At 44.3% G+C, this 14,927-nt stretch carries 12 protein-coding genes and 1 tRNA gene; 12 read left to right on the forward strand and 1 reads right to left on the reverse strand.

Features of this window, described 5'->3' with window-relative positions; translation table 11 throughout:
• Position 1: 1 nt before the first annotated feature.
• Positions 2–268, forward strand: a complete 267-nt coding sequence (locus tag ACYVNW_RS16015; protein ID WP_460680882.1) for a UBP-type zinc finger domain-containing protein — start codon at positions 2–4, stop codon at positions 266–268.
• Here the strand turns inward: ACYVNW_RS16015 and ACYVNW_RS16020 are convergent.
• A complete protein-coding gene (locus ACYVNW_RS16020; RefSeq protein WP_460680883.1) occupies positions 265–825 on the reverse strand; it encodes an RNA 2'-phosphotransferase in 561 nt (186 codons plus the stop codon). The genes ACYVNW_RS16015 and ACYVNW_RS16020 overlap by 4 nt on opposite strands.
• Before the next feature lie 43 nt (positions 826–868).
• Here ACYVNW_RS16020 and ACYVNW_RS16025 point away from each other — a divergent pair, with 43 nt between their 5' ends.
• The 11 genes from ACYVNW_RS16025 to ACYVNW_RS16075 all read left to right on the forward strand — a co-directional run bounded on the left by ACYVNW_RS16025 (position 869) and on the right by ACYVNW_RS16075 (position 14,904).
• Positions 869–1,591 carry a sulfite oxidase-like oxidoreductase gene (locus tag ACYVNW_RS16025; protein ID WP_460680884.1) on the forward strand — a complete coding sequence of 241 codons (723 nt, stop codon included), beginning with the start codon at positions 869–871 and terminating at the stop codon, positions 1,589–1,591.
• 105 nt (positions 1,592–1,696) lie between these two features.
• Positions 1,697–1,769 (forward strand) — tRNA-Phe (locus tag ACYVNW_RS16030).
• Between the two features lie 100 nt (positions 1,770–1,869).
• Positions 1,870–2,766, forward strand: coding sequence for a glycoside hydrolase family 16 protein (locus ACYVNW_RS16035; protein ID WP_460680885.1), 897 nt, complete (start codon positions 1,870–1,872; stop codon positions 2,764–2,766).
• A 219-nt stretch (positions 2,767–2,985) separates the two neighbouring features.
• A complete protein-coding gene (locus tag ACYVNW_RS16040; protein WP_460680886.1) occupies positions 2,986–3,570 on the forward strand; it encodes an RNA polymerase sigma-70 factor in 585 nt (194 codons plus the stop codon).
• Between the two features lie 96 nt (positions 3,571–3,666).
• Entirely contained in the window at positions 3,667–4,617 is a 951-nt protein-coding gene (locus ACYVNW_RS16045) for a FecR family protein (protein WP_460680887.1), read from the forward strand.
• Positions 4,618–4,933: 316 nt separating this feature from the next.
• Positions 4,934–8,206: a SusC/RagA family TonB-linked outer membrane protein gene (locus tag ACYVNW_RS16050; RefSeq protein ID WP_460680888.1), complete on the forward strand. Its 3,273-nt coding sequence runs from the start codon at positions 4,934–4,936 to the stop codon at positions 8,204–8,206.
• 11 nt (positions 8,207–8,217) lie between these two features.
• Positions 8,218–9,861, forward strand: coding sequence for a RagB/SusD family nutrient uptake outer membrane protein (locus ACYVNW_RS16055; protein WP_460680889.1), 1,644 nt, complete (start codon positions 8,218–8,220; stop codon positions 9,859–9,861).
• Positions 9,862–9,897: 36 nt separating this feature from the next.
• A complete protein-coding gene (locus ACYVNW_RS16060; RefSeq protein ID WP_460680890.1) occupies positions 9,898–11,037 on the forward strand; it encodes a SusE domain-containing protein in 1,140 nt (379 codons plus the stop codon).
• Between the two features lie 62 nt (positions 11,038–11,099).
• Positions 11,100–12,263, forward strand: coding sequence for a glycoside hydrolase family 76 protein (locus ACYVNW_RS16065; protein ID WP_460680891.1), 1,164 nt, complete (start codon positions 11,100–11,102; stop codon positions 12,261–12,263).
• Between the two features lie 78 nt (positions 12,264–12,341).
• Positions 12,342–13,766: a glycoside hydrolase family 125 protein gene (locus ACYVNW_RS16070; protein ID WP_460680892.1), complete on the forward strand. Its 1,425-nt coding sequence runs from the start codon at positions 12,342–12,344 to the stop codon at positions 13,764–13,766.
• A 58-nt stretch (positions 13,767–13,824) separates the two neighbouring features.
• Entirely contained in the window at positions 13,825–14,904 is a 1,080-nt protein-coding gene (locus tag ACYVNW_RS16075) for a glycoside hydrolase family 76 protein (protein ID WP_460680893.1), read from the forward strand.
• The last annotated feature ends 23 nt before the right edge of the window (positions 14,905–14,927 follow it).

Genomic DNA, 14,927 nt, shown 5'->3' on the forward strand with positions numbered 1-14,927 from the left:
TATGCCCGAAATTTGCCAGCACCTGAGTGTCATAACCGAACTCAAACAACCAGAAGCTTATGTATGTGAGGAATGCGTAAAAGCGGGCGGGACTTGGGTGCACCTGCGCACCTGCCAAACCTGCGGCGTTACCTTATGCTGCGATTCATCGCCCCATAAGCACATGACGAAGCATTTTCATCATACCCAGCACCCGGTAGTGATCTCTGCCGAGCCGGGCGAGCGCTGGCTGTGGTGCTATGCGGATGAAATGATGGCAGAGTATTAAACTTCGCGTTCAATAACGCTGATATATTTGGCAGGCACAGCATCAGTTAGCCATACGCTGTTGGCCGAGAGGTAAAAGGTAAAGCCGTCTTGCTGCATACGCTGTGCATCTATTACCAATACTTGTGGTTTGCCATGCCGTTGCCCTACTTTAATGGCGGTAGCAGTGTCGGCACTTAAATGCACATGCTGGCGGCTGCGTTTTTCTAAGCCGTTATTTAAAATAGAGGGCAGGTTTTGTACGGCTGTGCCGTAGTAAAGTATAGCTGGTGGCTGGGCTGGCACATAACCTAAATCCACCTGTACCGAATGCCCCTGGCTGGCCCTGATTTGTGTATGGTCATTGTTAAAAGCGAAGCGCTTTTTATTGTTGGTTTCAACTACATGCATCAGCATATCCATATCAACTTTCATTTGATGCTGGTTTAACTGTTGCAGTAATTGAGCAACATCCGTCCAGCCATTTTCATCCAGGCTGATGCCTATAGTTTCGGGCTGATGGCGCAACGCTAAACTTAAAAATTTGCTGATGCGGGTGGTTTCCTTCTCGCTAATCATTATGAGCTGTAAATAGGTTTCAATTGTCTAATCTATTACTTTTATGATTAACAAGCTTGCCCCTATGGAAGAATCAGATAAATTGAACCGCATTATAGAAGCACGAATGAAACTAAAGGCCCGTTTCGAAGAGCAGATGCGGCAAACACCTTCAGTGGCCGATCATGCGCCCCAAGGGCAGGGTGAGCCCAACCGCCATGGTATGCCTGCCGTTCCTGTTGGTCAAACCCTTACCCACAAATGGCCGGTGCTGGATTTAGGCTATCATCCCAATATTCCGCTCGACCGCTGGCGGCTTACTATTGATGGCGCTGTGGAGTACCCGCTGCGCTTAACCTGGAAGCAACTGCTGGCTCTGCCCCAAACCAAAGATGTATCAGACTTTCATTGCGTAACCACCTGGTCTAAACTCAATATGCACTGGAAAGGGGTGAGCCTGCTGGATTTAGCCGCCCTGGTGCAACCCAAACCTGAAGCTACACATATACTTTGCTATGGTTATGATACCTATACCACTAACCTGTCGCTCTCCGAAGCGCTGAAGCCCGATGTGTTGCTGGTGCATAGTTATGAAGGCCAGCCGCTGCCCGTTGAACATGGCGGCCCCCTGCGCATGATTACCCCGCAGTTGTATGCCTGGAAAGGTACCAAATGGATTAAACGCATCCAGTTTTTAACTGAAGATAAACCGGGCTTTTGGGAGGATAGGGGATATTCTAACACTGCCTATCCCTGGCGTAATGATCGCTACAGTGATGATGAATAACTTAAGTGGCAAACACTCAATGTCTTAATCAGGCGCTGTCAACTATTTTCAAAAAAAATTTTGTGAACTAAAAAAACACACTACATTTGCAGACCCCAACGGGATGGTATCATAGCTCAGTTGGTAGAGCAAAGGACTGAAAATCCTTGTGTCGCTGGTTCGATTCCAGCTGATACCACAAAAAAGGCTTTTAGAGTAAAATCTAAGAGCCTTTTTTATTGCTATAGCTTTTGGTTAAATTGCCGGCTTAATTGATATCAGGCCAAACATTACAACAAATGAATATTAAAAAATTAAAATATAAAGGGCTGATTTCGGCGCTGGCTATCACTGTGCCCTTTTGGGTGGCTTTGTCATCATCGGTTATAAAGGATAATTCGCCTGCAAAAGGAAAGGTCATCTTTTTTGAAGATTTCAACAGCTCAAAGCTTGACCGTGCCCGCTGGAACGTAGAGGTGACAGGCATGCACGTCAATAATGAGTTACAGGCTTATGTTGATTCGGCCTCAACCGCGTTTATTGCACACGGCAAAGCAGCCGAAGGCGCTCAGAACGGCGCCCTGGTATTAAGGCCGCAATCGACCCCGAACTTCATCACCAAAGACGGCCAGCATTTCGATTTCATCTCAGGCCGGATAAATACACGCAGCAAATTTGAATTTACCTACGGTACTGCCGAAGCCCGCATTAAAATGACGGCAGGCGATGGCCTATGGCCGGCCTGGTGGATGTTGGGCAACGGCAACTGGCCCGCCTGCGGCGAAATTGATATTATGGAATATGTAGGCGAGCCCGACTGGATCAGTTCTGCCGTGCATGGCCCCGGTTACAGCGGTGAAACGCCGTTTGTAAACCGTATGTACCTGTCGGCAAAGCAGGATGTAACCCAATGGCATACCTACGCCGTAGAGTGGACTGCCAATGCCATGAACTTTAAATGTGATGGTAAATTACTGTTCAGGGTAACCCGGCCTATGGTTGAGCATTATGGCAAATGGGCATTTGATAATAAAAAGTTCCTGATTTTGAATTATGCTTTGGGAGGTGCCTATCCTGTAAAGGTAAACGGCGTAAAACAGCCTTATGAAGGTATGCCCGCCTCAACTGTTGGCCTCATTAAAGCTGGCAAGGCTAAAATGCTGGTAGATTGGGTGCGTGTAACCAGTAATGACTGAGCGCCCTGCCTGTAACTACCTAATTGTATTTAATACATACCCTTAAAACCGCTTTTTTACATATGAAAGGCGGTTTTTTCGTTTAGTAGCGCTGCGATACCGTATCACTTATTTAAGGCATAAGTGTAACCAATTTGATATTAAATTTTTATTTAATGAAAAAAATATTGTAAATATGCCCTGCCAATTGTAATTCAAAAATTTCAGTTTCCTTACCTCATGCCGGCTAAAACAGTTGCTTGTATATGGTCTGATGATCAGTTATTATCCATGCTTCGCCAGGGCGACGGGCATGCATTTGAGCTGATTTACCAGCAATATGCCGCTAAGCTATATGCCGCTGCCTACAATTTGCTGCGCAACCGCGAAGCTTCAGAAGATGTAGTGCAGGATTTATTTGCTGAACTTTGGCTCAAGCATCATCAGTTACATATTACTTCGTTGCAGGGCTACCTTAAAGTGGCTACCCGTAACCGGGTATTGATGCATATACGCAGCAAAAAAATAGCCTTAAGTGATGAGGTAATTGATATGCTGGCCGAAAAATATCAGGAAGCAGACGGTCGCTTATTGCAGCAGGATTTAAACCAGGCTTTGGAACTTAATTTGAATAAACTGCCCACCAAGTGCCGTGAAATTTTTAGCATGAGCCGCATGCAGCAATTATCTAACAAAGAAATTGCCGAGCAATTACACATTTCCATCAAAACTGTTGAAAATCAAATTACCATTGCCCTTCGTTACCTCCGTTCAGGCTTAAGCGATTTTCTGCCACTTATTGTGATGGTATTGATGTTCAGGTAATTACTCATCGTTAATTTATATTAAAAAAAAATATTAAAAAAACAGGGCTGCTCTTTGGGGGCAGCCCTGTTTTTTTGCATCCTACATATAATTCCAATGAAACCATTTTTCAGAAAATTTAAACCTCATCATAGTTCTGCTGCCCAAAAAGCAGCGCAAGAGCGTCAGATTCATCAATATTTTGATGATGTGGACCTCAATAAACCGGCGGGAGCAGAGGCTGGTGAATTCGATAGTACTCAGGTTTATAACCGTGTAATTGAACAAATAGATGCTGCCAATAGCCACAAACAGGCACGCCGCAAAAATATAATGGTTGCCGCTGCCATCACTGGCTTTCTGTTGCTTTCGGCGGTGGCTGTATATATGCTTCAGGTGCAAGCGCCTGTAAGTTACAAAGAACTGGCGGCTGCCAATGGGCAAATTAGTCAGGTAACACTGGGTGATGGTACCCAGGTGTGGCTCAACAGTGGAAGCCGGCTGCGCTACCCTGAGGAATTCCGTGGCAATACGCGTGAAGTTAGCCTGCAGGGCGAAGCGTTTTTTGAAGTGAAACACAATGCCAGTCAACCGTTTCTGGTTCATTCGGGCAAGCTTGTTACCCAGGTTTTGGGTACCAGCTTTAACGTTAAAGCTTACGCTACCGACCCGGTAATGAAAGTAGATGTAGTAACTGGCAAAGTAGGTGTGATTAACAAAGTGCAAAAAACGGCTCAAACTATTTTTCTAACTGCCAACCAGGAGGCCGTGTATGATATTAAACATGCACAGCTGCGTAAAAACGAGGTTGCCGAGGGCGTAGTGCTCAGCAGCTGGAAAGATGGAAAGCTGGTATTTAAAAATCAATTATTGCCCGAGGTATTGAATGCCTTGCAACGCCGTTTCAGCATACGCCTTGCGGCGGATGATAACCTGCACAAGTGTACTATATCTGCCGATTTTACCGGCGTGGCCCTGCCCGATATATTAACTATCCTGTCGAGGCTGGTAAAAGGAAAAGTTACCCAATCGCAAGCCGTATACCAGTTACATGGTAAAGGGTGTTAAGCAAATCGAATTAACCAATTAGTAATTAATATAAACCAATTATGAAATCCATATTAAACACAACACACAACCAAACTTAAAAAATAAACCCTATCCAAATGGTTTTGAATAGGGTATCAAAAAGATGAGTTTTAACGAAGTATCAGGTTACCAGAGGTCCAATTCTATACGCCTGAACTTCAATTATTAACCTTTTTAATTATTCAAATTTATGAATATATCTCTATTTTATAATGGAGTGCTTCGCTATGTGTTCAAATTAATGAAATATACTACACTTGTCTTTTTCGTAATTTGTTGCGTATGCTTTACAGCTATGGCCAACAGCTCTTATGGCCAAAAATTTCTGGACAGTAAAGCGCGTATTGATTTCAACAACGTTACTCTGGCCGAGGCGCTGGAGCAAATGGCCGCCGGTCAGCATGTAAAATTTGCTTATTCGGATGCCGTAATTCGCAGAACTGGAAAAATCAGCCAGTCGTTTCGTGGTAAAACCATCCAGGAAGTGCTGGTAAGCCTGCTTACGCCCCAGCAGTTAACCTACAAAGTGGTAGATGATGTAGTGGTGATTGAAGAAGCTACCTTTTCGGATGCGAAAAAGCAAAACCAGGCGCAACAAACCCCGGTTCGTGGTGTGGTTACCGATAGTAAAGGCGAACCACTGCCTGGCGTAAGCATTAGGGTAAAAGGTACCCAGGTAGGTGCAGTAACTAATGCCAACGGCGAATACAGCGTTAATGCAGGCAGCGATGCCGTGCTGGTGTTCTCGTTCATCGGCTTTAATTCGCAGGAAATACCTGTGGGCAGCCGGTCTAACATCAATGTAAAACTGGCCGAACAAAACAGCGCCTTAAGCGAGGTTGTAGTAGTAGGTTATGGTACTCAAAAACGTGTAAACGTAGTAGGTGCGGTAGACCAGATTACTTCTACAGCTATTGAAGGCAAACCTTCGGTAAACCTTACTCAAGCGTTGCAAGGCGAGTCACCTAACTTAATTATTCAGCAAAACAGTGCTGAACCGGGCGCTTACCCCAGAATTAATATCCGGGGTGTAAGTTCATTAAATAATAACAATCCGCTGATCGTAATTGATGGTATTACCGGTGGTGATTTGAATTTGCTTAATCCGCAGGATATTGAAAGCGTATCGGTACTAAAAGATGCAGGTAGTGCTGCTATTTATGGTTCGCGCTCGGCTAATGGTGTTATATTGATTACCACTAAAAAAGGTAAAAATAATTCACCTACTACGCTTACCTATAACGGGCAGGCTGGTATACAAGTACCTCGCATTACTTATCGCCCTGTAGAAAGTTATGAGAATGCGATACTCAGAAATGAATCTGTAGTGAACGCCGGACTGGCACCTATTTACAGCCCTCAAACTATCCGCAATTTTCAGGAGCAAGGCAGTAATGAGTGGTTTTTAGATGCTATTTTAAAAAATGCGGTATTGCAAAACCATAACCTGGCTTTAACAGGCGGTAGTGCTACCTCTACTTATTTGGTTTCAGCAGGTGTGACCGATCAGCGGAGTAATTTAGTTGGGCCTGGCTATGGCTTGCGCCGCTATAACTACCGCATGAATTTGAATACGCAGTATGGCAGGTTGAAGCTGACCAGCATCCTGTCTTATGCACGCACTGAAATTAAAGAGCACTCCTACAACACAGGTACTCTGATTGTAGATGCTGGCCGTACGCCAACTTATTACCCTATACAAGATGCACAGGGTAATTATTTGACTAATGACGTATTGACAGAGTTTAACCCATTGGGTATCTTAAAAAACGGGGGTTATCGTAGTACTGATAACGACAACGTTTTCGCCAATTTAACAGCAGAACTGGCTATTACCAAAGACTTTAAGGTAAGAGGTGTGTTTGGTGGAACCTTGTTCTCTAACCATACCTTCGGGCGCGTGGTGCAGGTAAACTTTTTGCCCAAAGGTGTTTATGGTGCCGACCGTAATACCAATGATGATAATGTAAAGAACCTGTTCATCAATACCCAGGTACTGGCTGAGTACAACCATACTTTCAAGAAAGAGCATAATGTAGGCGTATTAATTGGTGTGGCTAACGAGTCAACTACCAACCGCAGCAATTATTTGCGATTGAAGTATACAGATCCTGAGTTGGGTACACCAGTTACGGGTACTGTTATTGATCCTTCTTCAACAGCTACCAATAATAACACAACGGAAAATAGCCTCAACTCTTTGTTTGGCCGGGCTACATACAACTTCAAAAATAAATATTATGGTGAAGTAGATTTTCGTGTTGATGCTTCTTCGCGTTTTGCGCCGCAAAACCGCAATGCCTTCTTCCCTTCAGTGTCCGGTGGTTACCGTATAAGTGAAGAAAGCTTTTTAGAAAATTACCGTAATAAAGTAGGTGATATTAAGCTGAGAGGTTCTTATGGTATATTGGGCAGTCAGTCTGCTCCAGATTATGCTTATTTGAATACTTACCGTTCTTCACCTGATGCTTATGCTTTTGGTGGCTCAAGTGTTAGTGGTACAGGTATTACGTTTGTTGATCCCAACATTCGCTGGGAGCGTGCTGCAACCCTTAACCTGGGTGTAGATGCCAGTTTCCTGAGAAACGCCTTAACAGTTTCTTTTGATTACTTTGACAAAACCACAAGCGACATCTTATTGCAACCTGTAATATCAGGTGCTTATGGGGCCACTATCTCAAGGTCGAATATAGCTAAAGTGCAAAATAGGGGCTGGGAGTTAAACCTGAACTATCGTATTAACGGTAAGAACTTCAATCACTCATTTAACTTTAACGTAGGTGATACCAAAAATAAAGTACTGGCCCTTGCTAGTGGCGATATTTTAAATACGTATGATGAAATGAGGGTAATTGACCGTGTAGGCCTGCCCATTGGTTCATACGTAGGTTTAAAACGTGATGGCTATTTCCAAAACCTGAACGATGTATTAACCAGTGCCAAGCCAACCGGTTTAACAGTTGTGCCCGGTGATAACAAATATGTGGATGTAAATGGTGACGGTGTAATTGATAACAACGATAGCTTTGTATTAGGTAACGCTTTCCCTCGCCTTACTTTTGGCTTTACCTATGCTGTAAATTATAAGCAATTTGATTTCAATATGTTTTGGCAAGGCGTAGGTAAGCGCAGTACTTTCATCCGTGGTGAGCAGGTTGAGCCATTCCACTTTGGTTACTCGCAGGTAATTTACCAGCATCAACTGGATTACTGGACACCGCTTAACCCTGATGCCCGCTATCCGCGTTTGGCAGCCAATGGTAGTCAGTCTAACGAAAACAATTTCAGAAGGGGATCAGATATGTATCTGTTCAATGCTTCATATTTGCGTTTGAAGAATATACAACTGGGCTATACTTTGCCATTAGGGGTAGCTAAGGCCATCGGTATGAAAAAGGTAAGAGCTTACCTGTCAGGACAAAACCTGCTTACTTTTTCGGGCTTAAAATTCCTCGATCCTGAAACCACAGAGTTTGACACTGACTTACGTGCGGGCAACGGTGCAAACAGCGGCCGTTCGTATCCAACGCCTGTGTATTATGGGTTCGGTATTGATATTACCTTATAATCATGAACAACATGAAAAAAAATAAAATATTAAATAAAACCATACTTTTTATGGTGCTGGTGGTACTGGTGTCGGCATGTAAAAAACTGGATTTGGCGCCGGTAAACGGCTTTACTGATCCTACTTATTGGACAACCACTGAAAAGGCAGCCAGCGTATTAAATACGGCATATGGCCAGATGTACCGCAACGATTATTTCTTTTACAACGAAGGCGCATCTGACAATGCCTACAACGGTCGTGGCGATCAAAATGGCGTTGCCTCACTGGCAGCAGGTACTTATGATGCTTCATTGCCCCGTATCAAAGAAGAATGGGGAATCCATTATAGCGGCATAAAAACCTGTAATATATTTTTAGAAAATGTAGACCGTGTTACCAACATGGATGCCGCTTTAAAAGCCCGCATGAAAGCAGAGGCGCGTTTTATACGTGCCTTCCATTACTTCCAGTTAGAAACCTGGTTTGGTGATGTGCCTTTGTTTCAAAAAGACCCATCCATCGAAGAAGCAAATAACGCAGCCCGTACACCCAAAGCTGATGTTGTAGCTTTTGTTTTAAAAGAACTGGATGAAGCTGCAGCAGCATTACCGGTAAACACCGCTTATGCTGCTGCCGACCGTGGCCGTATTACCAAAGGTGCAGCCGTTGCTTTAAAAGCACGTGTGCTGCTATACGAAAGCCGTTGGGCTGAAGTAGCAACTACCTGTGAGCAATTAATGAATGGTAATGCCAACGGTACTTACAGCTTGTTCCCTTCATACGAGGGCGTATTCCTGCCGCAAAATGAATATAACAGCGAAGTAATGCTGGATTTGGAATATGTACCGGCTACCAGCGGTAACCGCAACTACAACAGCTTCTTTGATTTTGCTCCGTTAGCGGTAGGTGCCCGCTTAAATGCTTTGGCGCCAACGCAAGAGCTGGTAGACAGCTATTTGATGACGAATGGTAAACGCATTAACGAGGCCGGTTCGGGTTATGATGAAAACAACCCTTATGTCAACCGCGATCCGCGTTTAACTTACACCGTAGTATACAACCAGTACCAATGGCGTAAACCGGATAATACGATACAAACTATTTATACCAAGCCGGGCTCTGATCCTAATCCCGACGGTCCGGATCAGTACAAACCGGGTGCAGTAAGTTCACCTACCGGGTATTATATCCGCAAGTATTATGATCCAACCGGTAACCCTACTAACTTCCAGTCGGGCTTGAACCTGATACTGATCCGTTATGCTGATGTACTTTTAATGTATGCCGAAGCTAAAAACGAATTGGGCCAATTGGATGGTAGCGTATGGGATAAAACCATTAGGGCACTGCGTAGCCGTGCCGGCTTAACCAATGCTGCTGCATTAACCTTCCCGGGCGGTAGCCAAACCACCCTGCGCGATGTGGTGCGCAACGAGCGCCGCACCGAGCTGGCTATGGAAGGCCTGCGTGTATTTGATATTCGCAGATGGCGCATTGCTGAGAATGTACTGAACGGCTGGGCGCATGGCGCCAAATATGGTACTCCGTCAGTAGATAATGGATACATCAGGGCTAACCTGCGCAGTTTTGACAAAAACAGAAATTATCTGTGGCCTATTCCGCGTGATGAACGTGCTATTGACCCTAATCTTACTCAAAACCCAGGCTGGTAATTAATTGATCATAAAACATTAAAATCAACATAAGTGATGAAAAGAATATTTTATTGCCTTATTACAGGCATAGTAGCACTGCTGGTAGTAGCAGGCTGTAAAAAAGACAAAGGCTTAGAGCATACCCAAGTTTCAGCAGTAAGCAACCTGTTTGCTCCTGAGAACAACAAATTTGTCCAAATCGTTTCAGGTGCCACCGGCTCCGTTTCTTTCGAGTGGGAGCAAGCCCGTGCCGAAGATAATGGCCTGGTGTTGTACGAAGTAGTATTTGACAAGATAGATGGCGATTTTTCTAAACCGCTTTACACTACTCCATCAGATAACAATGGTTTGTTTAACAAGCTTACCCTTTCTTACAGCGACCTAAATAAAATTATGGCTACTGCAGGTGTAAAGCCACAAGAGTCTGGTAAAGTGAAATGGACTGTACGTTCATCTAAAGGCATTAACGTGCAACCATCAGACCAGAGCCGGGTAATTGAAGTGCAGCGCCCTGCCGGCTTTACCGATTTGCCAAATGAAGTTTATGTAACCGGTTCGGCTACCGAAGGTGGTGAGGATTTAAGTAAAGCTGTACGCATGAAACAAACCGGCCCGGGCAAATTTGAAGTATATACTTCATTAAAAGCGGGTACTTACCATTTCTCAAACCGTAATACTGGTACTCCTGCAACTTTCTCTTATGATGGTACTAAATTAACTGAAGGTGGTAATACGACTGTAACCGGCGCAACCAAAGTAATGAAGGTGGAAGTAGATTTTAATAACGCCACTTTTAAAACAACCGAAGTTGCAGCCGTAGGCTTATGGTTCTCGGGCGATAATAAAGTATGGTATGATTTGCCGTATGTATCAGGTGGAGTATGGCAGATTAACAATGCTTCTGTGGTATTCAAACAAGAATCATGGGGCCGCGATGAGCGTTATAAATTCAGGTTTACCCTTAAAGATGCTGCAGGTACTTCAAGCTTCCAGTTTTATGGTAGTGTAAATGGTGATAACAGCCGCCCTGATGCCAATACCCCTGCCTCTTTCTACTACATGGTACCGGTAAACAGCTCGCAGTATGATAACAGCTTTAAGTTTGTAGGCGCTGCTGACAATAAAACAGCCGATATCCGGGTTGATTTCAGTGCTACTGCTCCGGCTTATACGCACTCGGTAACTGTTAAATAATTTAATATGATTTCATCTGTTCTGCAAAGCCACAGGCTTTGCAGAACATTATTAACGTATTTATGAAACTTAATACTCGCTATATCACCATGGCGGCAGTGGCAGGATTAACGTCTTTGTCGCTCGGGTCATGCCTTAAGGATAAGCCTTTTCCGTTATATGAAAACGGCCCCAAAACTGCGCCTGTAAATTATACTTATGCAGCAACGGCCGATTCTTTGCAAACGGCTACTTATAACACGTTCATTTCTGCTAATGGCAGCTACTTTGTGCAAAACAATGCAGGCAACACCAATTACAACTACTGGCCGCAGGCACACACCCTTGATGTATTTACTGACGCCTTTTTGCGTACTAAAAATGAGATTTACCGCCAGCGCATGAAATCATTGCTAAATGGTACGCGTGCTACCAATGGCAACAAATATCAGAATGATTATTATGATGATATGGAATGGTTGGCTTTAGCCAGCTTACGGGCCTTCGAAGCTACACAAGATAATGACTATTTAACGGCTGCTACTACTTTGTGGACGGATATAAAAACCGGAGTAAACAGTCAGCAGGGTGGAGGTATTGCCTGGCGCAAAACGCAGTTGGGCTATAAAAACACACCAGCTAACGCGCCTGCTATTATTTTTGCCTGCCGCTTGTATCGCCTGCAAAAAAATCAGGCCGATTTAGATTTGGCCAAAAGTTTATATAGCTGGATGAAAACCACCCTGGTTGATGCCTCAAGCGGTATCATTTGGGATGGTATCAACTCTGCCGGTAACGGGCAATTGGATAAAAATAAATTTACTTACAATCAGGGCGTATTTATTGGTGCTGCTTTAGAGTTATATAATGTAACCAAGGATGCTTCGTACCTTAATGATGCTGTAAAGAATGCTTCGGCTACCATTGCCGATCCGGACATTACGCCGGGCGGATTGCTCAAATCAGAAGGTCAGGGTGATGGTGGTTTATTTAAAGGTATATTGGTAAGGTACATGACCTTGTTGATTCAAAACGGCGACATTAGCGCTACCAGCCGTGATGCTTATGTGAACTTTATGAAATACAATGCACAAACCCTTTACAGCAAAGGTATTGCCCGCCCAAGCATGATGGTAAGTCCGGATTGGAAAACTTTGCCGTCAGGTTCTACCGATTTAACAACCCAAATAAGCGGGGTAACAATGATGGAAGCTGCAGCTACCTTAAAAGCTGCCGGTAAATTATAATATTTGTATTTCAACCAAACCGGGACATTGTATCAAAGGCCGCTGCTGTTATCGGCGGCCTTATTAATATAAAACGAAATGCAAAGAAGAAAATTTATTCAAAGCACTGCACTTTTAGGGGCAGGCGTAATTGTGGCCAAAACACCGGCATCGGCTTTCGCCCTTGAAACTTACCCCCAGGTGCGGGTGCCTGTTGCCAAACGGAAGTTCACTTCAAAAGCCGTAGAAGGCGCCATCAAAGAGTTCCGTTCAAAAGTGAAAGATCAGGAGCTGGGTTGGTTATTTAACAACTGCTTCCCCAACACGCTGGATACCACAGTAACTTATAGTGTAAAGGATGGCCGGCCTGATACCTATGTTATCACAGGCGATATTGATGCCATGTGGCTGCGCGATTCGAGTGCACAGGTGTGGCCGTACATGGCTTTTGTAAAGCAGGATAAACCTTTGCAGCAGCTTATTGCCGGGGTAATTAACCATCAGGCTAAATGTATTTTAAAGGATCCGTATGCGAATGCTTTTTATAATGACCCGAATAAAGTAGGTGAGTGGGCGCACGACGTAACCAAAATGCAGCCCGGTTTGCATGAACGCAAATGGGAGATAGATTCACTTTGTTATCCTATTCGGTTAGCCTATCGTTATTGGAAACTTACCGGCGATACCAGTCCGTTTAATGACCAGTGGAAACAAGCGGTAGCTTTAACCCTCAAAACCTTCCGCGAGCAGCAGCGCAAGGAAAATGACGGCCCATACTCGTTCCAGCGCAAAACGGCCTGGGCTACCGATGGCGTTCCCATGAATGGCTTTGGCTATCCGGTTAAACCTGTAGGCCTTATCTGTTCAGCCTTCCGCCCGAGCGATGATGCTACCATATTTTCTTTCCTGGTTCCGTCTAACTTTTTTGCAATAGTAAGTTTAAAGCAGGCTGCCGAAATGGTAACCGCTATTGCCAAAGACGAAGCGCTGGCCGGTCAGCTTACCGCTTTAGCTACTGAAGTAGAGCAGGCGCTGCAACAGCATGCAATTATTGATCATCCGCAACTGGGCAAAGTATATGCCTACGAGGTCAACGGTTTTGGCAGCTTCAATTTAATGGATGATGCTAACATACCGAGCTTACTGGCCATGCCTTACCTGGGTGCTGTGAATGTAAATGATCCGGTATATCAGAATACCCGTAAACTGGTATTGTCTGAAAACAATCCGTTCTTTTTTAAAGGCAAAGCTGCCGAAGGTATAGGCGGCCCGCACATTGGTAAAGATATGGTATGGCCGCTTAGTATTATTGCACGGGGCTTAACCAGTACCGATGATAACGAGATTCGTCAGTGCATTCAAACCTTAAAGCGTACCCATGGCGGCACGGGCTTTATGCACGAGTCATTCAACAAGGATGATGCTGCTAAATTTACCCGCAGCTGGTTTGCCTGGGCCAACACCATATTTGGTGAACTGCTTTGGGAAACTTACCAAACCAAACCGCAATTGCTTAACGCATAACATCAAAGGCTGCTTCGTATAAAAACCGAAGCAGCCTTTAATTTTTCAATAAACACCTATGAATTTTAAATCGATTTACACGATAGGCTTGCTCCTGCTTTCAACCGGAGCAATTAAGGCCCAAACCAAAACTAATTATACTGAACGCATCCGCCTGATCAATCAAGCTGTTGACCAGCATTTAACCGACCACAGCACCGGCCTGTACTTCGAAACTACCGACAGTTCCAAGAATGAAAACAAACACTCCTGGTTATGGCCGCTATGTGCATTGGTACAGGCAGCCAATGAGATGGAAACTTTGCAGCCCGGTAAACATTACATGCAGCCGGTGGAGAAAGCCATTGAGCAATATTACAGCAATGTACCGCCCGTGCCTGCCTACCAGGATTATGTGACCAAGGAGCGCTTGAGCAGCCGCTTTTACGATGATAATGAATGGATTGCCATTACCTACCTCGATGCCTACAACCGTACCCATAAAAAGAAGTATCTGGACATCTCTAAAATGATTTACCGCTTTATAGAAAGCGGAACTGATACGGTAGCCGGCGGTGGCGTATACTGGAAAGAAGGCGACCATACCACCAAAAATACCTGCTCAAATGGGCCGGCTATATTGGTAGCGTTGCAGTTGTACAAAATCACTAAGCAAAAAGCGTATTTGGATAATGCATTAGCGCTGTATAAGTGGACTAACCGTTATCTGCAGGCACCCAGTGGCATTTATTATGATAATGTAAAGGTACCTTCTTTGAAATTAGCTCCGGCATTTTATACCTATAATACAGGTACCATGCTGCAATCAAATGCGTTGCTGTATCAAATCACCAAAAACAAAACTTACTTAGCCGAGGCTCAGCGTATAGCTAAAGCAGGCCGCGACCATTTTTTTAGAAACGGCCGATTGCCCGGCGGCGAATATTGGTTTAATGCCGTAATGCTGCGTGGATACGAAGAATTGTACAAAATTGACCGTAATAAAGCGTGGATTGATTTTTACATAACAGATGCCGAGCAGATTTGGGATAAAGAACGTTCAGCTGATAACCTGGTGAGCGCCAGGCCCACCAAACGCTTAATTGATCAGGCAGCCATGATGGAAATTTATGCACGTTTACAGCGCTTAACTAAATAAATAATTGTAATTTGCTTTATAAT

The organism is Mucilaginibacter koreensis, from assembly GCF_054783355.1.

Coding starts and splice junctions, on each gene's coding strand:
- ACYVNW_RS16015 (WP_460680882.1), top strand. CDS start 2: ATGCCCGAAATTTGCCAGCACCTGAGTGTCATAACCGAACTCAAACAA.
- ACYVNW_RS16020 (WP_460680883.1), bottom strand. CDS start 825: ATGATTAGCGAGAAGGAAACCACCCGCATCAGCAAATTTTTAAGTTTA.
- ACYVNW_RS16025 (WP_460680884.1), top strand. CDS start 869: ATGATTAACAAGCTTGCCCCTATGGAAGAATCAGATAAATTGAACCGC.
- ACYVNW_RS16035 (WP_460680885.1), top strand. CDS start 1,870: ATGAATATTAAAAAATTAAAATATAAAGGGCTGATTTCGGCGCTGGCT.
- ACYVNW_RS16040 (WP_460680886.1), top strand. CDS start 2,986: ATGCCGGCTAAAACAGTTGCTTGTATATGGTCTGATGATCAGTTATTA.
- ACYVNW_RS16045 (WP_460680887.1), top strand. CDS start 3,667: ATGAAACCATTTTTCAGAAAATTTAAACCTCATCATAGTTCTGCTGCC.
- ACYVNW_RS16050 (WP_460680888.1), top strand. CDS start 4,934: ATGGCCAACAGCTCTTATGGCCAAAAATTTCTGGACAGTAAAGCGCGT.
- ACYVNW_RS16055 (WP_460680889.1), top strand. CDS start 8,218: ATGAAAAAAAATAAAATATTAAATAAAACCATACTTTTTATGGTGCTG.
- ACYVNW_RS16060 (WP_460680890.1), top strand. CDS start 9,898: ATGAAAAGAATATTTTATTGCCTTATTACAGGCATAGTAGCACTGCTG.
- ACYVNW_RS16065 (WP_460680891.1), top strand. CDS start 11,100: ATGAAACTTAATACTCGCTATATCACCATGGCGGCAGTGGCAGGATTA.
- ACYVNW_RS16070 (WP_460680892.1), top strand. CDS start 12,342: ATGCAAAGAAGAAAATTTATTCAAAGCACTGCACTTTTAGGGGCAGGC.
- ACYVNW_RS16075 (WP_460680893.1), top strand. CDS start 13,825: ATGAATTTTAAATCGATTTACACGATAGGCTTGCTCCTGCTTTCAACC.